The organism is Rhodococcus sp. IEGM 1406, from assembly GCF_030056745.1.
Taxonomy (GTDB): Bacteria; Actinomycetota; Actinomycetes; order Mycobacteriales; family Mycobacteriaceae; genus Rhodococcus_F; species Rhodococcus_F erythropolis.
Genome location: NZ_JASHKO010000003.1, coordinates 427479 through 447878, shown reverse-complemented (window position 1 = coordinate 447878; position 20400 = coordinate 427479). Strand labels below are relative to the sequence as shown.

Annotated in this window: 17 protein-coding genes; 8 read left to right on the top strand and 9 right to left on the bottom strand. The window is 60.2% G+C overall.

What is annotated here, in order from left to right; all coding sequences use genetic code 11:
* Positions 1 to 8: 8 nt before the first annotated feature.
* Entirely contained in the window at positions 9 to 758 is a 750-nt protein-coding gene (locus tag QM596_RS17745) for a helix-turn-helix domain-containing protein (RefSeq protein ID WP_283309573.1), read from the bottom strand.
* Between QM596_RS17745 and QM596_RS17740 the strand changes: the two genes are divergently transcribed.
* Positions 733 to 1578, top strand: a complete 846-nt coding sequence (locus QM596_RS17740; RefSeq protein ID WP_133727713.1) for an ABC transporter ATP-binding protein — start codon at positions 733 to 735, stop codon at positions 1576 to 1578. The two genes, QM596_RS17745 and QM596_RS17740, sit on opposite strands and share 26 nt — an antisense overlap.
* Entirely contained in the window at positions 1575 to 2882 is a 1308-nt protein-coding gene (locus QM596_RS17735) for an FtsX-like permease family protein (protein WP_019746873.1), read from the top strand. Before QM596_RS17740 ends, QM596_RS17735 begins: the two co-directional genes overlap by 4 nt.
* Before the next feature lie 18 nt (positions 2883 to 2900).
* On the opposite strand, the gene QM596_RS17730 is transcribed toward QM596_RS17735, so the two are convergent.
* The 5 genes from QM596_RS17730 to QM596_RS17710 form a co-directional block, all read right to left on the bottom strand.
* On the bottom strand, positions 2901 to 3749 hold the full coding sequence (locus QM596_RS17730) for a sterol desaturase family protein (RefSeq protein ID WP_019746874.1): 849 nt from the start codon (positions 3747 to 3749) through the stop codon (positions 2901 to 2903).
* Positions 3750 to 4041: 292 nt separating this feature from the next.
* Entirely contained in the window at positions 4042 to 5421 is a 1380-nt protein-coding gene (gene gad / locus QM596_RS17725; RefSeq protein WP_019746876.1) for a glutamate decarboxylase, read from the bottom strand.
* 90 nt (positions 5422 to 5511) lie between these two features.
* Complete coding sequence (locus tag QM596_RS17720) at positions 5512 to 7497, bottom strand: YhgE/Pip domain-containing protein (RefSeq protein ID WP_141487785.1); 1986 nt, start codon at positions 7495 to 7497, stop codon at positions 5512 to 5514.
* Positions 7498 to 7500: 3 nt separating this feature from the next.
* On the bottom strand, positions 7501 to 8136 hold the full coding sequence (locus QM596_RS17715) for a P-loop NTPase family protein (RefSeq protein WP_024488313.1): 636 nt from the start codon (positions 8134 to 8136) through the stop codon (positions 7501 to 7503).
* Positions 8137 to 8340: 204 nt separating this feature from the next.
* Positions 8341 to 9621 (bottom strand): metal-dependent hydrolase family protein, encoded by a 1281-nt coding sequence (locus QM596_RS17710; RefSeq protein WP_019746879.1) that lies wholly within the window; start codon positions 9619 to 9621, stop codon positions 8341 to 8343.
* A gap of 170 nt (positions 9622 to 9791) precedes the next feature.
* Here QM596_RS17710 and QM596_RS17705 point away from each other — a divergent pair, with 170 nt between their 5' ends.
* The 5 genes from QM596_RS17705 to QM596_RS17680 all read left to right on the top strand — a co-directional run bounded on the left by QM596_RS17705 (position 9792) and on the right by QM596_RS17680 (position 16806).
* The gene (locus tag QM596_RS17705; RefSeq protein ID WP_019746880.1) at positions 9792 to 10433 is read left to right on the top strand and encodes a hypothetical protein; all 642 of its coding nucleotides are present in this window, start codon (positions 9792 to 9794) and stop codon (positions 10431 to 10433) included.
* 1112 nt (positions 10434 to 11545) lie between these two features.
* Positions 11546 to 11698, top strand: a complete 153-nt coding sequence (locus QM596_RS17700; RefSeq protein ID WP_225989417.1) for a DUF1049 domain-containing protein — start codon at positions 11546 to 11548, stop codon at positions 11696 to 11698.
* Positions 11699 to 12138: 440 nt separating this feature from the next.
* Positions 12139 to 13905, top strand: a complete 1767-nt coding sequence (locus QM596_RS17690; protein WP_283309572.1) for an oleate hydratase — start codon at positions 12139 to 12141, stop codon at positions 13903 to 13905.
* 159 nt (positions 13906 to 14064) lie between these two features.
* Complete coding sequence (locus QM596_RS17685; RefSeq protein WP_021332382.1) at positions 14065 to 15054, top strand: linear amide C-N hydrolase; 990 nt, start codon at positions 14065 to 14067, stop codon at positions 15052 to 15054.
* A gap of 117 nt (positions 15055 to 15171) precedes the next feature.
* Positions 15172 to 16806 carry an MFS transporter gene (locus QM596_RS17680; protein ID WP_080572269.1) on the top strand — a complete coding sequence of 545 codons (1635 nt, stop codon included), beginning with the start codon at positions 15172 to 15174 and terminating at the stop codon, positions 16804 to 16806.
* Between the two features lie 230 nt (positions 16807 to 17036).
* Here the strand turns inward: QM596_RS17680 and QM596_RS17675 are convergent, their stop codons facing one another.
* From QM596_RS17675 to QM596_RS17665, 3 genes are all read right to left on the bottom strand, one after another.
* The gene (locus QM596_RS17675; protein ID WP_020968420.1) at positions 17037 to 17846 is read right to left on the bottom strand and encodes a PE-PPE domain-containing protein; all 810 of its coding nucleotides are present in this window, start codon (positions 17844 to 17846) and stop codon (positions 17037 to 17039) included.
* A 188-nt stretch (positions 17847 to 18034) separates the two neighbouring features.
* The gene (locus QM596_RS17670; RefSeq protein WP_283309571.1) at positions 18035 to 19222 is read right to left on the bottom strand and encodes a serine hydrolase domain-containing protein; all 1188 of its coding nucleotides are present in this window, start codon (positions 19220 to 19222) and stop codon (positions 18035 to 18037) included.
* Positions 19223 to 19366: 144 nt separating this feature from the next.
* Positions 19367 to 19654: a MerR family transcriptional regulator gene (locus QM596_RS17665; protein WP_020906139.1), complete on the bottom strand. Its 288-nt coding sequence runs from the start codon at positions 19652 to 19654 to the stop codon at positions 19367 to 19369.
* Positions 19655 to 20138: 484 nt separating this feature from the next.
* Here QM596_RS17665 and QM596_RS17660 point away from each other — a divergent pair, with 484 nt between their 5' ends.
* The gene (locus QM596_RS17660) at positions 20139 to 20375 is read left to right on the top strand and encodes a hypothetical protein (RefSeq protein WP_125461407.1); all 237 of its coding nucleotides are present in this window, start codon (positions 20139 to 20141) and stop codon (positions 20373 to 20375) included.
* The last annotated feature ends 25 nt before the right edge of the window (positions 20376 to 20400 follow it).

Sequence of the window (20400 nt, the reverse complement as noted above, 5' to 3'; positions counted from 1 at the left end):
GGGCAGCGTCAATTCCAGGTGAGGCCGCCGGTCGCGGCGCTGGGCGTGAGCCCGAACATGCTGTGGCAGATACGGTTGAGATGGGCGCTGTCGGTGAAACCGGCCTCGTGTGCACTGGTTGTCAGGGTTGCGCCACTGCTCATCACTTCCATGGCACGTCGTAACCGTAACCAGCGGATGTAGGTCGAAAAGCTCATCTGCAGTTGATCGTTGAAGATTCTTCCCAGCCGTCCGGGCGAGATGGAGACCAGGGCGGCGATGTCCGTCAGTGTGACCTGCCCCGAGATTCTCTCGGGAAGTAGCGTCAGGGCATGCTCGAGGGCCGGGTGAAGAGCGCCTAAGTTCGACGCCTTTTCGCGTTCGGATAGTGAATCGATCAGCCTCGCTGCGTATTCCAGATCCGAATCAGCGCCGCGGTCCGTCATCGCTACTGCGGTCTGCCCACGGTCCGACCAGTCGGCCACACCACCGCGGCCCGGCTCCGGTGGCCTGATGCGCAGACCCATCCCGGTGGTGGAGTCAATGTAGATCGCCCGTCCCCGCGCACCCTCGGAGGCGGACAACGCGTGGACCGCCCCGGATGGAATGACCACGGACCGCACGACTGCACTGTGGCCGTCCCCGTCCGTGACCGTGACGTCCCCGTCGTCGATGATCATGATCTGAACAGCGGCGTGCGAATGCATGTGCGCGGATCCCACTGCGCCGGTGAACATGAGAATTCCGGGCTGCATGTGGACGGCGCCGGACCAGGTCATGTCGGAAATCATAGTGACGACCCTGACAGAGCTCGGGGTCCGGTCATCCTCCGGTAGGACCGAGCTCAGTCCGAAGATCGTGCGCTGGGCCGATGTGTTCGCGAAGGGTTCACGAGAAGGTGGAATCATGAACAACGCACAAGCACCCGCAGTCCTGTCGGTCCACGCGCTGGGCAAGTCGTACGGCGACGTTCCGGTGCTCCGAGGTGTATCGCTGGAAGTGCGCGCCGGCACTGCCACGGCCATCATGGGTCCTTCAGGATCGGGGAAGTCGACACTGCTGCATTGCATGTCAGGAATCGTCAAGCCCGACTCGGGAGCAATCTTACTTAGCGGCAGGCATATCGAGAACCTCGGTGAGAACGACCGCAGCCGGCTCCGACGAGAATCCTACGGGTTCGTTTTTCAATCGGGCCAACTGTTGCCGGAGCTTCCGGCGATCGAGAATGTCGCGCTGCCTCTCGTACTCAACGGGTTGCCCATCGCAGAAGCCAAGCGGACGGCGCACGGCTTCTTCGCGCCCTTGGGGCTGGATGGGCTGCAGGATCGTCGCCCGGGTCAGATGTCGGGTGGGCAGTCGCAACGTGTCGCGATTGCGCGAGCGTTGGTGACCAAACCCGCCGTTCTCTTCGCGGACGAGCCGACCGGTGCCCTCGACGCGCAGACGAGTTGGGAAGTGATGAGGGTGTTGCGTGATTCGGCTCAACAGATCGGTTCTGCGTTGGTCGTCGTCACTCACGATGCCGAAGTCGCGCGGTGGTGTGATCGCACGATGATGATGCAGGCCGGTTCGCTCGTCGGGACACAGGTGGCGGCATGAAGGCCACAGCGCGCGTTGCATTGATGACGGTGCGCGGTGAAGGGCGAAAGGCCTTGAGTACCTTCGCGCTCCCAGTGTCCGCATTTGCCGCCTCGACGACGTTGTTGCTGACGGTGCTCGGCGGCTACGGTGCATTCGCGGGCAGATCGAGCGAACCCGAAGCCGAGGCGTACCTAGCACTCGCAGGGGTTGCTTCGGTGTTGATGATCGTTCCAGCCATCACTCTCGGTCTGGCGGCGGCCCGCTTGGGCGCGCGCCGTCGCGACGAACGACTTGCCTCGCTGCGACTCATCGGATCCACCCCTCGCCAGATCGTTGCGCTGTGCGCTGCGGAATCGGGTATCCAGGGCTTGGCCGGTGCGTTGATCGGTGTGGTGGGATACCTCCTCGCGTTGCCGCTCGTAGCTCTCTTGAGATTTCAAGGTCGGACATTCGAGTGGAGTGAGCTTTGGGTAGGCGCACTTCCGCTGGTGGGCATCGTATTCGGAATGACCATCCTGGCTGCTTTGACGTCGATGCTCGGGATGCGCCAGGTGTTCGTGAGCCCGTTGGGCGTCACGGCGGGCAATCCCAGCGCCGCACCGAAGATGATCTTCGCTGTGGCTGGGGTGGGGGTTCTTGTGGGATGGAGTGCATTCGGGGGCTCCGCGGCAAGCATCGCGGCAATCCTGGTGGGCCTTGGTCTCTGCTTCGGCGTTGTTGCGTTGGTCGGTCCGTTCGTCATTTCGCTGCTTGGACGGATCATGCTCAAATGCGCCAAAGACGGTGCTTCGCTGATTGCGGCGCGTCGGGTCTTGGACAATCCGAAGGCTGTGTGGCGCACGGTCAGCGGTGTGACGATGGCCAGCTTCGTTGCCGCAGGCACATCTCTCCTCGCCGCGATAGGCAACGGGGAGGGGCAGGATTTGCAGCCAGGGCAGGAGTTCCTGTTCGCGGACATGAGAACCGGGGTGTTGTTCACTCTCGGAGCAACATTCACGTTGGCGGCCATCTCGTCTGCGCTCACCCAGGTATCCGGGATCCTCGACAACCGTGAGCTGTATCGGAGTCTGACTTTGGCCGGCACACCTGTCGAGGTGATGGACAGCGCCCGCATGAGGCACGTTCGCACTCCCGTCGTGGTGATGGCACTGGCCGGCGCCGGCGCTGCACTGCTGTTCCTCTTCCCGCTGGCAGGGGCAGCCGTATTGACCACTCCGATGGCGCTGGTTCAGTTGGGCGTCACCCTGGCTGTGGGGATCGCGTTGGTGTTGGCCAGTGCGTTTGCAGCCAAGCCCGTCATGCGACGGGTACTCGCGGGCTGAATCTCCACCGATCGTCCGTCAGTTCTGTTTCCGGAACGGTTCGGCCAACTGGCCGAGGTAGTCGTCCGGGTAGTCGGGTTTGGCCGCCATTCCGAGATCGTCACTGCTGAAGCGCTTTTCCGGATCGAAAGAATAAGTGCGGAAAAGGTGATCCCAGATCAGAGTGAACAAACCGAAATTGACGTCACCGATTCCCGCCCACTTCAGGTGATGGAATCGGTGGCCGGCGTTGAGGGCGAGTATCGGACGCAGGGGGCCGATGCGGTAATCGGCATTCGAATGCTGAAGCAGGAGTTGGACAGCGACACAAACCGCGAGCGCCGAGGCAACCGGGACGGGCATCCCGAGGAGGATCAGTGGCAGGACGCCACCGGCGGTTTCGAAAGTCTGATGCACGGGGTGCTTCATCAGTCCGTTCATACCGTAGAACCGTTCGAGGCTGTGATGAACCGCGTGGAAACGCCACAACCATCCAACCTTGTGGCTGATCAAATGCACCACGGTGATGCCGAAATCGGCGACCAACACTGCGAAGACGACCTGAAGGACAAACGGAAGACCGCTCGGCCACAGCCCGTCGAACGGAATCACCGCGGCCATCAACGGGATTACCGCGACGCTGACCAAGATGAGGGATTCGTTGACAAACGCATGGACAGCGTCGCGAAACCTGTCCGGTCCCGGGGCATTCCACGAAGATTCGTAGGGAAGCGCCCGTTCGGCCGCGAAAGAGCAGGCCACTGCGAAGAGAATCAATGCCACCAGTGACCATTTCGGCGCGCCGGATGCCGCCAGCGCGATTGCGGCTCCGTTGATTCCCAAGAGCATGAACGGGACGTACCCGTATCTGACGATGAAGGTGAGCATGTGATCGATGGTGCTTGATAGCGGTTGCTCTCGACTTGTACGAATCGGTCGACTTTCAGTCAGTCGAAACTGCCAGACGTACGTTTGACATGCACATCTGCCGCAGTGCGTTATTCGCGGTGAGCGCACACGCACCGTGGTTCCGGTCGATCCGTACGAACGGCGTGCACTGACCGGGCTAGCAGGCGGAGTCGATCTTTGCCTGTTGCAAAGTGTTCGTTGGTGCAGCTGGTCGTCCAGAATTAGAAGCTTGTTGAGGGGAAGCGGTTCTGAGGCTGCCCCTCAACAGCAGTTAGTGGGCGAAAGCAGTCCTTTGGGGTCGATCGGCGTTGCTCTTACGAAGTTGCTCGACGACTTCGTTGAGGGCGGTGGCGAGTTTGTACGCGAGATCTTGGCTGAAACCTTCTCGTAGCACGATCCGCAGGACGGCGACATCTTCGGCGTCGGCGGGCATGGTGTACGCGGGCACTTGGAATCCGCGTGCCCGGAGTTCGTGGGAGATGTCGAAGACAGTGAAGCCTGGGTCGTCGACGACTTCGAAGGACAAGACCGGTATAGCGGTGCCGTCGGTGATGATCGCCATGTTGTCGATCTTGGAGATTGCGGCGGAAAGCATAAGCGCGGTGTCGCGCAGCGATTCCATGATCTGGGTGTATCCGGCGACGCCGAGGCGGATGAAGTTGTAGTACTGCCCGACGACCTGGTTGCCAGATCGAGAGAAGTTGAGGGTGAAGGTCGGCATGTCGCCGCCGAGATAGTTGACCCGGAACACCAAGTCTTCCGGTAGGTGTTCTTTCGAGCGCCAGACGACGAAACCGATGCCAGGATATGTCATGCCGTACTTGTGGCCACTGACGTTGATCGAGACCACACGCGGAACCTTGAAGTCCCACATCAGCTCGGGGTGCAGGAACGGGACGACGAAACCTCCACTGGCAGCGTCGACGTGGAGGGGGACGTCGGGACCACCGTTTGAGGCGATCTCGTCGAGGGCTTCGGCGATCTCGGCGACGGGTTCGAGCTCGCCGGTGAATGTAGTGCCCAGGATGGCGACCACGCCGATGGTGTTCTCGTCGACGGCGTCACGGACCTGTTCGGGAGTGATGACGTAGCGGCCCCTTTCCATGGGGAGGTATTTTGGTTCGACGTCGAAGTAGCGGCAGAACTTTTCCCAGACGACCTGGACGTTGCTGCCGAGGATGAGATTGGGCTTCGTGGTGTCTTTACCTTCTTGTTCGCGGCGCTGGCGCCAGCGCCATTTGAGTGCGAGGCCGCCGAGCATCACAGCTTCGGAGGACCCTACCGTTGAGACCCCCGTTGCGGACGCAGGGTCGGAGGTCAGCCCTTCTGCGTGGAAGAGGTCGGCAACCATGTTGACGCAACGAGTTTCGATCTCCGCTGTCGCGGGATACTCGTCTTTGTCGATCATGTTCTTGTCGAATGTCTCGGCCATCAGCTTGTCTGCCTGAGGATCCATCCAAGTGGTGACGAAGGTTGCCAGGTTCAGTCGGGAACTGCCGTCGAGCATCAGTTCGTCGTGGATGAATCGGTACGCCGCTTCGGGATCCGACTCGGCCTTGGGCATTTTCAGAGCTGGAATCGGATCGGTGCCGAGCCGTCCTGTGTACGCCGGTGCGAGGGTTTCGGTGGGAGCTGCGAAGCTGTCTGACATTTTTTTCTCCTCCAGTATGCGAGCGTGCGGGGTACGACTTGGACGGTGATTCAAATGTGGTCGACTGTGAAGATGTTGCTGTGCAGTGCTTTACACCTCGATGGACGGGTACAGGCGTTCCATGGTGTAACGCCGGTTGCGGCGCACGGAGAGTGCGCTGATAGTCATCGAGACGAGCAGAATGCCGGTCAGGACGGCGATTGCTGTCCAGAGTCGAGAGTCGACGTGTTCGGCGGTGATGAGTTGCCGGAGGCCATTGACGGTGTATGTCATCGGGTCGAACGGATGAATGTATTGGAAGGGCGTCGCTGTCGTGGGCACTGGGTAGATGCCGCCGGCGGAGACCAGTTGCAGCATCAGGAAGGCCAATGTCACCACTCGGCCGACTGCGACGCCGAAGAGAGCATTGAACATCTGGATCATCGCCAAATACGTCGCCGAGACCAGCATCAGGAACAGGATAGTTCCGGGAACGTGTTTGACGTCCAGGCCGACCCCGATGTGGACCACGGCGTACATCGTGATCACTTGGAGGATGCCGATGAGCAGTGCCGGCCAGTAGGAAGCCAGAACTGTGCGATAGAGGCCGAGGTTACTGACAGTTGCGCGGGATTGTAGCGGGGTCAGCAGCATCCAGGTGATGATGCAGCCGACGAACAGGGCCAAGGAGAGGAAGAACGGCGCGAATCCGGTACCGAATGTGGGTGCCTCGTTGGTGTAGTCCTGCTTGAGTGCGACTGGGGTGGACAGGGTGTCCGCGGTAGCGTTGCGTTGCGCGTCGGTCCAGCTGGGTACTTGCCCAGCGCCCTGTGCGAGTGCGTCTGCCAGTTCGCCTGAGCCTGATTGCAGCTCGACCATCCCCGAAGCTAACTGATCGGCTCCGCTCGCGAGCTGGGTGCTGCCGTCGGTCAACTGGATCAGTCCGGAGTTCAAAGTCGTGGCTCCGGAACTGAGCTGGTCGGCGCCGTCGCGTAGTTGCCGGACGTCGGAGGCGAGCCCGCCGTTTTGCAGCAGCGCGAGTCCGGATTGCAGGGGACTGGATGGATCCGTCAACTGGTATTCGAGCGCGCGCGCATCACCGCTGAGGCGCGCTATCTCCGCTTGTAGTGCGGCAGTGTCACTTTGGGGTTGTGCTGCCACGAGAGGTGTGAGAGCTGCAACGGCCTGTTGTGCGAGCGGATCGGTGCTGGGTCCGAGAAGGTCGAGCACCCGCTGGATTGCCGGGGAGACGGTAACCTGTGGCGGCTTGGGGAGGCGATCCCCGAGGGTGGTGAGGGATTGCCGCAGTTGCGCAGCTTGCGCACCGACGTCGGAGACGGCAGTGGAGTCGAGGGCGTTGAGCAGTGGGTCGGCGACGCCGTCGATGGCTGTGGCGAGTTGCCCGGCGCCGGCTGCGAGCTGCGCGGAACCATCGCGTGCGGTGACCATGTTGGTGGCGAGTTCGCCTGCACCGGAGCTCAGTTGATCGGCCCCACCTTTGGCGGTGTCGATCCCGGCCGCGAGGGTCTTCGCTCCGTCGGCAGCCTGGCCCAGGCCCGAACCGGCGGTCTGTAGGCCCGTCAGGACTTGGCCGACGCCTTGGGCGCCGATGGTCGAGTTGACCTGATTGATGACCTGTTCGGACGCGTCCTGCCCGATGATGGTGGCTAGATAATTATTGGCGTCGTTGAAGGTGAAGGTGAGATCGGCCTTCTCGGGGTTGTCACCGTTGGGTGACTCGACAGCGTCGCTGAAGTTCTCCGGCAAGGTGATGGTGAAATAGTACTTGCCGCTCGAGAGTCCGGCTTGGGCTTCTTGATCCGAGACCTCCGCCAAATCAAGTTGCCCGGAGGCGATGAGCGACTTGACGACCTGATCGCCGGCATCGACTTGTTGGCCTGTCGATGTTCGCCCCGAGTCGTTATTGACAATCGCTGCGGGGATCTTGTTCACCTCGCCGAACGGGTTCCAGAAAGCCCACAAGTACATGGCGCCGTAGAGCAACGGCAACAAGATGATGGTGACGATCGCGATTCGTGGCAGGGTGCCGCGGGAGTAGCGTTTGATATCACTGCCCAGAGATATACCTGCGAGCATCGCTCACCGTCCTTCGGTCATGACGCCGATGTCACCGGCGCCCAGCAGGCCGTGCATGTTCACCACGGCATGGACGCCGCTGTCCGGCGGAAGGTCGTTGACATCGGCGGTGATCACCGACTGGTGCTCTCCCAATGCGACCAGTCGGCGTAACAACATTGTCCGCTCGTCGTCGTCGGCGATCTTGTCGACTCGACCCACCACCAGTAGCGGTGGTCTTTTGGTGTTCGCGACGGCGATCCGCAGCAACAGTTGTTGGATCTCCGGGAGATCGTCGACGAAGGCATTGAGCGGGGGGAGGTCTACGCCGCCAAATGTGTACGCACACATATCTGCTACTTGATCTTCGCTCACCCGGGGCACGAACTTGTACCACGGTGAATTCCATCGCAACTGTTCGGTCACCATGTCCCGCACCGTCACCGATGGGCGAACTTCGTCGAGTTCGTTCAGACATGCGATCGCCGAGACAGCCAGAATTCTCGAGGGTTTCTCGTAGCCCAGCACAGTCAATGACCCGGACGACAATCGCATCCGTCCGCATAGTGCCATCAGCAGGGCTGTGCGCGCGGCACCCGATTGCGCGGCCAGGACGGTCACACCGCCAGCCTCGATGTCGATGTCGAGTGGACCGAACACATGCCCCCACGGCCCGTGGAGCTCGATACCGCGGGCGGACACCAACGACCCTTCGACTCGGTCCTCAGGTAATTCCCAACGCTCGAAACGTGTTTCAACCAACTTGGACTCCCGACTCGGTGGAGCACGAGGACACATCGACCCGCTCAGGTGTTCAGCTTGAATTGGCTGCACGTCAGACGGATCAACGCGATGAAGACGTTGTCACAGTATGTTTTTGACGACCTGACCATTTTTGACAATGACGGAGAGATGTTTGGCCGGATCGGCGAGCAGGCTCAGATCCTCCAGTGGATTGCCGTCGACGAGAAGAACATCTGCCCACGCATCCTTGGCGATCACTCCGAGTGGTGCTTGCCGGTACGGATCGCGTTCGCCGGCAAGACGGAAGAGTTCGGCATTTCCCGACGTGAGCATCCGAAGTGCTTCGGCATTGCTGTAGTGATCACCGAGTCGCGCCGCCATTTCACTCTGCCGCGGCGCAAGCTGCGGCTCGAGCAAAAGATCCGTACCCCACGCTGTTTTGACACCGTGCTTGCGTGCCCAGCTGTACACATCGTCAGTGCCGGTGCAGATTTCGCGATCCTTTTCTGCGCGGCCCGGATCCGGATAGTGGTGATCGCCCAGCGCGAAGGGCTGCATCGAAAGCCAGATGTCCTTCTCAGCCATCAGAGCGATCGTCGCCTCGTCAGCGAGATGACCGTGCTCGATGGATTTCACGCCAGCTTCGATGGCGCGGCGAATGCCGGTGACGTTGTAAACGTGGGTGGCGACGTAGGTGCCGTAGTCGGTGGCCGCGTGCACTGCTGCACGAAGCTCGGGATCGGTGAACTGGACCGTGTAGAGCGGGTCGTACATCGACGCAGCGCCGCCGCCGACCATCATCTTGATCTGAGATGCGCCCTTCTTCAGCTGTTCGCGAACAGCTGCCAGTACCCGGTCAGGGCCATCTGCGACGCGCATGAAACCAATTTCTTCGGCGCGAGACTGCTTGCCTCCCAACGCGGTCGGGCATTCGTAGACAAACCCGAAGTCGCCGTGTCCGCTGGTTTGGGAGATGGCAGCCTGGGAAGGGTAGATGCGCGGCCCCTCGAACAGGCCTCGATCGATCACGGACTTGATGCTGCTTGTGTCACCCGCCATGTCCCGGACCGTGGTGAACCCGCGGTGCAGCATGTTCTTTGCTTCAGCGAGGCCGTTGAGTGCGATGTGCGCTTCACTGCCGGTCACCATGTCGACGTATGAATTCGCGTTACCGACCAGGTGAACGTGGGCATCGCTCATGCCGGGCATGAGTACTCGATTACCACCGTCCACGACAGTGGTCTCGCGGCTCGGATCATCCCCGACAGGCGACTCCGACACCGCGGCGATCGTGGTGCCGTCGATCAGAACGTCCCCGGCAACAAGGGTCGAGGAGGTGCCGTCGAAAACACGGACATTGCGAAACAGCAAACGATTTCCAGCTGGAGGAGTGGCTGTCATAAATCGGACATTAGCACCCAAAGTGGAGTCATGCTTCGGTAAAGCAAAAAACAAGCAGATGGTTTTAATTTGTTTCCGCGTACCCGCGGCGGGCGGATCGAAATCAGTGCCTGATGACCAAGGTCCCGAATGGAGGACTTTTCATATCGAGTCCAAGTACACTGCAGCGCATGCTGATTCACCCGACCATTCGAATGCAGTCGTGGGGATTCGTGATCGGATCCGCACTCTTCGCGCTCGGGTCGGCACCCTTCCTGTCGGTCTTCTTCGGTGCCGCACTCGCCAACAGCTTCTTCTTCGCGGGCTCCTGGTTCTTTACCTGCGCGGCTTTCGTTCAGTTGGTGCTGGCCGGGCCAGCAACCACAACCGACTCGGGGCGTCCCGCGATCCGGGCCGTCTGGCTGTCTGCTGCCGTGCAGTTACTCGGGACGATCTTGTTCAACGTCAGCACCGGGGCTGCGCTGCACGCGCTTACGCTACGAGGCGAGATGCACTTGGTCTGGAATCCGAACGCGGAGGGCTCGATAGCCTTCCTCGTCTCGAGCGGACTGGCTGTCCTCATCCTGCTGAGGGAAGGCGCTTACTGGGCACCGCAATCGAAGGAATGGCAAAGCGTGTGGCTGAATACCTTGGGATCCATCGCATTCGGAGTCTCCGCGATCGGATCGTTCGTCTTGCGAGACGGGAACACGTTGGACCCGAACATGGCCAATATCGGAACCTTTGTCGGCGCAATATTCTTCCTGCTGGCATCCGCAGTATTCCTCGGAAGGAGCAGCCGTCCGGCTACTTCTATGGCCGAAGCAGTCTGAACGCGCCACGTCGCGCCCGCAATATCGAGGAATTCGCTGAGGTGGGGGAGATCGCCGACCTGCGCTGCTACGCCCACTCGATCAAGTTCTCAAACTATTGCGGGATGGTTTCGTAAAAGTTCGGCAACGGTATGGGATGTGTTCACTCTGGGATCGATGTTTTGCTTCCATCCTTCTGTGAAGCGCGCGTAGCCGTCGTGAACAGTTCGTTTTCGAGAGGGAAGCAGACCCGTATTTCAGGACAAGAGCCGAACCGTTCGATGATAGTTTCCCGGCGAGATTATCCTCTGATGAAAGGGTCAACGATCGGATACTAAATTGCTATTTTCACTTGCTTTATCGTATTTGACGAGGTGACAAGCGGTCATTCGCCGCTCTGGGGAGTCCGTGTTTCGAACATGCTGTCGATGCGTCAGGAATCTATTTCGGGCAAGCGTTCGCCGGGAGTCGATTTCACCGGTCGTACGCCGCTTCAACAGCGCGCGAACTGCACCTCATTGACACCACGATCCGAGAGTCAGGAGCAGGGCAACGATGAGCGCGGTAGCCGCCGGCAACTACGAGTCGATCCGCTTTCCATCGCTGACCAGCGCACGGATCTCCCGACCTTCCGTATGGCTCAGGCGATGAGAACGTCGAGTCCATATCCGGTGACGAGGCAGATGCCGGTGTCTACTCTAGGCAGGTTCCGCACGCACAGTAACGCATCTGGACTGAATAGAAAGCCTCAGGTTCAAGCGAAATGCCAGAGAGACAGTGTGTGAAGGCGAATTGCTTACGCAATCTAAAGCCGACATTTCGGCGCCACTCGTGTTATGTTTCGATTAGCCACGTAATCCCAGTTGGTTCCGCTCCAGATTTCAGCCATTACCGGGATCTCGGGTAGGAAACCTCGGCACGCCGAGACACAAAATCTCAGATCCTCGCCGCCAGACGTGAACAGAACTGGATCGGTACGGGAGAGTCCGGTATCTCCTTCGAAAAAGCATTCGATCGATATCACTCGACATAGAATGGGGTACCTCCCATGAGTTCGGAAACCCGGCAGGCATCCGCCCGATCAGTACTCGCATCACGTAACACCCTCGCCTTTGCTGTTGGTGGTGCAGGCGGTGACCTTTATCCTCCAGAACCGGGCCGCGACCACGATCCAACTGTTTTGGGTCTCAGTGCAGTCCCCACTCTGGCTCACCCTCGTCGTGATACTCGTCCTCGGATGGATCGCCGGCTTGCTGACCAACCGCCGTGCGAAAACTGCCGACTGAACCTCGAGGACGAAATAATGATCGCAATCCGGAAAACCAAAGTCCTCGGTACATGCGTTCGGGGATCACCGATCGCGTTCCAGACGGCCTTCAAGGGGTTCGACGTCACGGCGTACGGCATCAGCGAGACGCCATTCGCCGCATGTAGACGGGATTTCGAGTCATCGGAGACGTCCAAACGCGACGTCTCCGAGCGGCTGACAGCTCGGTCGCCGTCGTATCCGAAAGATTCTAGTTTACAGCAGATCTCGCTGTCGCTGTCGCGACGTTCTCCTGTCGTCGAGGCGGCCGCTGTATTCCCTACAACATCTTGGCTCCCGGTGTCGCTGTAATGCAAATACTTTCGGCGTGGCCGAAGGAAAACTACATCACCAAGAGAAAACTCGGCATCCATTCCGTGAAGGGTCCTGTCGCCAAACCTCTAAATGAGATGGGGAACAATGTATTACAGCAGTGGAAACTACGAAGCGTTCGCGCGGCCACGCAAGCCTGACGGGGTGGACGGCAAGACTGCATGGTTCGTCGGTTCGGGGCTTGCATCGCTTGCCGGTGCGGCATTCATGATCCGCGACGGCCAGATGGCAGGAAACAACATCACCGTCCTGGAGCGGTTGAAATTGCCCGGCGGTGCACTCGACGGAATCAAGGAACCGGAGAAGGGCTTCGTCATTCGCGGTGGCCGCGAGATGGAAGATCACTTCGAATGTCTCTGGGACCTGTTCCGCTCTGTCCCCTCGATCGAGGTCGAAGACGCCAGCGTGCTCGACGAATTCTACTGGCTCAACAAAGACGACCCGAACTATTCGCTGCAGCGCGTCACCGAACGTCAGGGTGAGGACGCGCACACAGACTTCAAGTTCAATCTGAACTCGAAGGCGCAGAAGGACATCATGAAGGTCTTTCTCACTCCGCGTAGCGAACTCGAGAACAAGCGCATCAACGAGGTGTTCGGCAAGGAATTCCTCGCAAGCAATTTCTGGCTGTACTGGCGCACAATGTTCGCGTTCGAGGAATGGCACAGTGCTCTCGAAATCAAGCTGTACCTGCATCGATTCATCCATCACATCAAAGGACTGCCGGACCTGAGTACCCTCAAGTTCACCAAATACAACCAGTACGAGTCTCTCGTGCTGCCGCTGTACACGTGGCTGCTCGATCAGGGAGTGAATTTTCGGTTCGATACCGAAGTCACCGACATTGACTTCGATATCGCGGGTGAAGTCAAGCGGGCCAAACGCATTCACTGGAAATCCGAGGGTGTTTTGGGTGGGGTCGACCTCGATGACGGCGACCTGGTGTTGACTACCATCGGCTCGCTCACCGAGAACTCGAACAACGGAGACCATCACACGCCGGCGAAACTCGACGAGGGCCCCGCTCCAGCGTGGGATTTGTGGCGTCGTATAGCAACAAAAGACCCCGCATTCGGACGACCAGACGTCTTCGGTGGGCACGTCGCAGAAACCAAGTGGGAATCAGCGACAGTGACCACGTTGGATGCCCGAATCCCAGAATACATCGAAAAGATATGCAAGCGTGACCCATTCAGTGGACGAGTAGTCACCGGCGGCATCGTGACAGCACGAGATTCGAAGTGGTTGATGAGCTGGACCGTAAACCGGCAACCGCACTTCAAACAACAACCCAAGGATCAGATCGTCGTCTGGGTCTACTCACTATTCGTCGACGTCCCCGGTGACTACGTCGACAAGCCGATGCAGGAATGCACCGGCGAGGAAATCACCCAAGAGTGGCTCTATCACATGGGCGTTCCAGTCGAGGACATCCCGGAACTCGCGGCCAATGCGGCGAAGACCGTTCCAGTGATGATGCCCTATGTCACTTCCTTTTTCATGCCCCGTCAGGCCGGTGACCGGCCTGCGGTTGTACCGGATGGTGCCGTCAACTTCGCCTTCCTCGGCCAGTTCGCGGAAACAACACGCGACTGCATCTTCACGACGGAGTACTCGGTCCGCACCGGGATGGAGGCCGCGTACAGCCTGCTCGGGATCGAACGCGGAGTGCCGGAAGTTTTCGGCTCCACCTACGACATCCGCAAACTTCTCCAAGCAACCTACTTCCTCAATGACAAGAAGGAGGAGAGCGTGCCGTTGCCGAAGCTACTTCGCCGCAGACTGGACAAGAAGCTCGACGAGAACGAGATCGGACAGCTGCTGCACCAATACCACATTCTCCCCCGAGAATGACGCTGGTTTCTGAATGTCTTTGTCAATGAGGGCTTCTGAGAGAAAATGCCCGTTCGGCTGTGGTCGAAGGGGCGTCTCGTAGCTGAATCTCGGTCTGGACCTCGGGGCTGAACATCGGGCAATTATGAAGTTCTCGAAGAACTACGGAAGGCAAAATCAATGTGTACCAGGGTGATGTGGCCTGATGCGGCCGGATCTGTTCTTGTCGGACGAAATATGGATTACCATCGGGACACCGGTACGAACCTGTGGTCGCTTCCGCGTGGGATCAAACGCGACGACGGCGTAGGCGGTTCTCTGAGTTGGACTGCCGAGTACGGCAGTGTCGTGGCCGGCGCTTTCGACATGATGTCGGTCGACGGTATGAACGAAGCGGGATTAGCAGGTCATGTTCTGTGGCTAGCGGAATCGGATTACGGTACTCACGATACGTCGAGACCGGCTCTGAGCATGGCGGTCTGGCTGCAGTACTTCCTGGACAACTTCTCCACCGTTGCCGATGCCGCCGCGTGGATCAGCGACGTCGACGTTCAGGTTGTCCCACTGGGCGATCCGGCGACCGGCGAAGTGCCTGCAGTTCATCTCGCGTTGGACGATGCGACCGGTGATTCGGCGATCATCGAATACCTGGATGGCAAGGCCACCGTCTGGCACAGCCGCGAACACCTAGTGATGACCAATTCCCCGGCCTACGACAAGCAGATCGAACTTCTCAAAGAGGTCGACGGCTTCGGGGGCGCCAATCCTCTGCCCGGCACCACACTCGCAGCCGACCGGTTCGCCCGCGCCGCATACTACGTAGGCCGACTGCCTCAACCTAAGAGTGAAGTCGAGGCTGTCGCGGGAATGTTCAGTGTGATCCGCAATGCGGCGCAACCTTTCCGCATCCCCGACCCGGACAAACCCTATGCATCGCAGACGATCTGGCAGACGGTGGCAGACTTGACCAACAAGCGGTACGTCTTCGACTCGACCACGCGACCTAATGTCGTCTGGGTGGATCTGGACAAGTTGAACTTCAATGAAGGTGCGCCTGCGGGCAAACTCGATCTGATGGGCGATACATCCCTCGAAGGAGGGCTTGCCGGCAACGTCTCTCGCCGATTCGAGAAGACAGCCGCGATGAAATTCCTGACCCTGCCGACCTGATCGAAGCCAGCAGTTCGCAGGGAGGGGGGCCACCCAGTCAGGTGGCCGCCCTCGGCGTCGCTGCTCGTGACCGATATGCCACCGTCGAGACAACTCCGATCCTCCTAGGGGCGCATCATGGATACCGCGGACCCGTTGCCTTCCTCTCCCGTTACAAAAGCGCTTACGAGTGACGCCCACCCGAGGGTGAGTTGGCTACCGCTGGTACTAGTGTGTTTCACAGGGTTGGTATCTGTGTTCAACGTGACGGCGCTGCCGATGGCGATCAGCGGCATCGTCGACGGCCTGGACACCACCATCTCGAACGTGCAATTGGCGATCGTCGCTTACGGGGTATTCGTCGCAGCCTTCACGATCACTGGCGGCAAGATCAGCGGCGTGCTCGGTGCCAAGAATGCTCAGCTGCTCGGGCTGGGCATCTATGCGTTCGGTATGCTGTGTTGCTTTCTGGCACAGAATATTTCAATGCTGATTGCCGGCGAGGCGATCGCTGGACTCGGGGGCGCGCTTCTCGTGCCCAACGCGTTGGCGATTCTGGGGCAGGCGTATTCCGGTCCACAACGAACCGTTGCGGTATCGGTCCTGGCGGGTACGACCGGTATCGGTGCCGCGTTTGCTTTGTTGGTTGGTGGTCTGCTCGTCCAAGCCTGGGGATGGAGGGCGCCCTTCGCGCTCTTGCTCGCCATCACGGCAGGAACAATCGTCATCGCATCACGTGTGGCCCTTATCCGGATTCCATTCCGTGGGTCCGTCGACAAGACGAGTATCGCGCTGTCTGCCGTCGGGGTGCTGTTGTTGGTCGCCGCCATCAATCAGATCGGATCATGGGGGCTCGTTCTCGCCGCCGAGTCCGCACCGGTGAGTGTGCTCGGACTCTCGCCTGTGCTCGCATTGCTGGTGATCGGCGGCCTCGTCCTGCACACGTTCGCCGCCCGCCAGCACTTGTTGCTCCGGGGAGAAAGAACACCGCTACTCGAACCTTCGGTGTTCGAGTCTGGTCTCAACCGAGCGTGTTTGAGTGGGTTGGTTGCGATAAACCTGTTGATGGCCGGTGTGAGCTACCTGCTACCGCTGTACACCCAGATGGTATTGGGCAAGAGCCCTCTGGGCACGGCAATGATACTGATACCTATCTCTTTGGCCGCACTCGTCTCCGCGGCTGCAACACCTGCACTGATGCGACTGCTTGCGTGCCGATGGCTCCTGACAGGGGCGCATGTACTGGCCGCCGCGTCGGCGATTCTGTTGGCACTGACCATCTCGAACCAATGGTCCGGTGCATGGACATTGATCAGCGAAGTGTGCTTGGGTCTCGGCATCGGAGTCGGATTGAGTGCGGGCAGTGCGCTTCTCATGGAGACCAACCCTCCTGCTATCGCGGGTGAGATCGGCAGCGCTCGAGGAATGGCGAACTTTCTCGGCCTGTGCACCGGCACCGCCGTTGCCGGGGCGGTCCTGATGTCCGTGCTCGCGCAGTCTGCCTCGGTCCGTATCACGAACAGCCCAGATCTACTGTCCAGCGGCAGTATCGAGGTAACGGCCAGTTCGGTCAGTTTCGTCGCCAACGATGACCTCCGCGCCAGTCTCACTGGGCTGGAACTGACCTCGGCGCAACTCGATCAGGCGGTGGAGATCAACGTCGAATCCAGGCTGATTGCGCTGCGGGCGAGCCTCTCTGTGCTCGGGTTAGCGGCGCTCCTCCCGATCGTGACGTTCCGCCACCTGCCGACTCGCCGCCAGGAAGCGGACTGATGCGACTTCGGCCGCCTGCGGCGCCATGCCGGTGGAGAGCGACTGCGCGTCACGATCTTGAATAGTTTTGTAGAGCAATAGACGTAACGCGGAGTAGTGCATCCCGACCTGCGGCAGGATGCACTCAACTTCTCGACGTCTGCATCGTCGGCGTGTAGAGGGCGTTCCAGCCGGGTGGTTCCTGCGGAGGTGGTGGAGATGAAGCGATGGTGCCCTAGCCAGCCGTCCGGCTACTTCGTTAGTACGGTCGCGAGTGCAGCGCTCAGATACGGAGTGATGTTCTCGACGACCCGCGTCACGATCGCAGTGGCAACGTCGGCGGGTTGCAGTGGCACCGACGGCGTCTGCGGCAGTGCCGGGGGAGCAGGCGGAGCGGGCTCGGACATCATCGGCGTATAGGTGTTGTGCTTCGTGAAGTAGCCGAAGACCGAATCCACGAACACCTCGGGCGCATCACGCGGCTTGGGCATGTTGCAGATGCCGTCACCCTCGATGCAGACTTCCTGCACTGCGATGTCTCCGAATCCGCCGCGTGCTCCGGACATCGTCGCTCCCGGAACGACATTGGGTACTACGGTTTCGATGCCCCCGGCCGAGTTGCGAGGGTCGGCGTAGAGGACGCCTTCGACTTGCGACTGCGGAATGGATCCGTCGCGTGCGATGTCACCGAGAACGTCGCCGGCAATACGCGCTCCCTGTGAGTATCCGGTGACGACGATCTCGCTGCCCGGGCACTGAGCGTGGAAAGCGTTGACTTCAGTGCGAAGCGTCTGGGCGCCGGCGGCAACGCTCTGGTCGTACGTCTGATCGCCGAGCGGCCAGAAGCTGGCGGGGTAGGTCACCGGCTTGGAGGCGTAACCCTGGGCCACGTAGCGGTCGGTGACGGGTTGCGTCGTTTGTCCCGTCGGATCCCACGTTCCGCCGACCGCGAATACCGCACCGGCAGGGCACGACCCACTGTCATTCGGGTCCGCTCCGGCAGGCACCGACATCACAAGAGTCACCCCCGCTGTGACTGCAACCGTGCATGCCACTGACATCGCGTATTTCCTCATCGGGCCTGTCCCCATCTATCTACGTTCTCGTTCACTGGCGAGACAACCCGCGGTCCGACGCGTTTCGTTCGGTACTGAAGAGAATGGTGATGGGGCGATAAGTCCTGGAGGTAATCCGTGCGTAAACAGGAAGTTGCCGACCGACGCTGTTTGCTACCAGCGTGTGTGGCGCGTCACGGCGTCGGGACCTGCGGTGGGTGATCCGGTTCGAGGAGGGTTCCGATGGCCTTGCCCATCGGCACGGCGTTGTTGAGGTCCGCGTTGGTTGTCGGCCCGAGCGTGGCGTAGACGACGATCGTCGTCTTCGAGTCGGGGTAATAGAGCGCGAGCCCGTTGTAGCCGCCGTACGACGGGTTCATCACCAGCCAACCGTCGAGGTGCCCGGTCCCGAAGGAAAAGAACTTGTCCGCCGTCATACTTCCCAAGCCCGCAGTCGTCGGCGCCATCTGCTGCTCGAAAGCTTTGTCGGAGAGCAACTCTCCCGTTCCGAGTGCGCGCACCCACTTTCCGACGTCGGCGACAGGCGCGTTCATGTTTCCGCTGTGCAGGAAAGCCGTCGGATTCCAGAAAGTGGAGTCTTCGAATACTCCGCGTTCATTGGTGTAGCCGTGCAGGATCGGCTCGTCCATCTGCGACGTGAGCACAACGCTGCTGTGATCCATCCCGAGTGGATCGAAGACGCGCTGCCGAAGTAGGTCGCCCAGCGGTTTTCCAGTCGCTTTCTCCATGACGTCGCCGAGCAGCGTCAGGTCGCTGTGCGCGTACGCCCAACCGGTGCCGGGTTCGAACAGCGGTGGGCGGGAATTGGCAAGATTCAGGATCTCCTCAGAAGTCCAGCCTTTCATCGGGTTGTCCGTGAAGAGTTTGAGGAACTGTGGATCGGTCACGTAGTCGGAGATGCCCGACGTGCTGTTGGCCAGCATTCGTGGAGTGATGGTCTCTGCGCGTGGAAAGTTCGGTTCCCACTTCGCGATCGGTTGATCGAGGGGAAGCGTTCCCTCTTCGTCGAGTTGCAGCAGAACTGTCGAGAGCATCGGTTCCATCGGCTGACCGACGCGCAACTGCATGTCGGTTGTCGCCGGAACTCCGATAGGGGACTCTCCGACGGCACCGAGAGCAATCTCGTCGTCGCCCCGCCACACTCCGAACACGGCGGCACTGAGGCCCAAGTCGGCCACCTGACGGCGGACGAGGTCCGCGATCTCGGTGGATTCCTGACTGCTCGCGGTGCTGGGAGATGCGCTGCTCGTGTTTGTTGCCGAGTCCTCGTCGGAACTGCACGCAGCGGTTGCAATGGCAACGGTCAAGGCGATCGACAGAGCAGCTAGCCGCACCCGAGTGCGGTGGTGGGAGGAATTCATGCCTGCGATCCCTTCGATGTGGAAATCGAGCAACCGACGCCTAGCAATGTCCCAATTGACTGAATTTAGCGCAGTTCGAAGGGGGAGGGAACAGATTGACGGTTAGGGGTGACTGCTACTCCCAGTGCCTGATCACGTCAGTCCTCAGTCCGGCGTTGCGTCCGATTCCGCTCGTCGGTCCTGTGCTTGCTGGAGCTCGGCGTTGATGCGACGAGCCTCGGTGAGTTGGTCTTCGAGGATGATGATGCGGCAAGCCGCGTCGAGCGCCGTGCCGTTGGCTACGAGTTCGTGCGCGCGGGCCGCGATGCGCAGCTGGTACCGGGAGTAGCGGCGATGTCCGCCCTCAGAGCGTTGTGGGGTAAGCAGTTTCGCGGCATCGAGGCTACGAAGGAAAGCTTGCCTGACACCGAGGATCTCGGCCGCATGTCCCATGCTGTACGCAGGATAGTTCTCGTCGTCGAATCTGCCGGAGGGGTCCCCCGGTGGTGTATCTGCCGGAATGGCTCGCTTCTTTCGCTGAACGGACGGGGCCCCCGGCGCGAGGTGCGCCGGGGGCCGGATGGGGTTGAACTTACTTACATAACTGCATTCTTTCGAACTTCCGGACTCGCACAAAACGTCCGGTAGCCGCTTTGAAGGGGGGTGCCGGGTCCGACTACACACTCACACACGAATTCGGCCCCGGCACGTCCCTGCCCTGCGGTACTGCTTGCGGGTAGTTCATCTCTCCCGCATCTCTTGACTCGTTCCTTGCTACGAGAAAAAAGATACAACACCCTCGTGAGAATGTCTACCCTGACCGCTGTAGATATTTTGTCGCGAACTTTCTAGGTATCGATGTTCAGGAACGGCCTGGTCACCGGGGGTGAGAGCGCTCCATGTGAGTCATGGGAGATGAATCTGGGACAATGCTCCGATGCGAAATACCCCGAAGTCCGAGTCGTTGTTGCGCGCCCGCGCGGAGAGGGAAGAGCGCACCGGCTCCTCCGAGCATCCCGCTGGTGGCGCGTCGAACCCCGGAGAGGACTCGTCGTCGTCCGAGCCGGGGGCGCGCAGCGACAGCGCCACGATTCGGTCGGCTCGGTCCGAGCTCTCAACTCATGCCAGGGCCGTGGAAAGTATGCACGAGGCGATCCATCCTGATCGCGATTGAGTCAGTTACCTGGTCGGGATGCGGG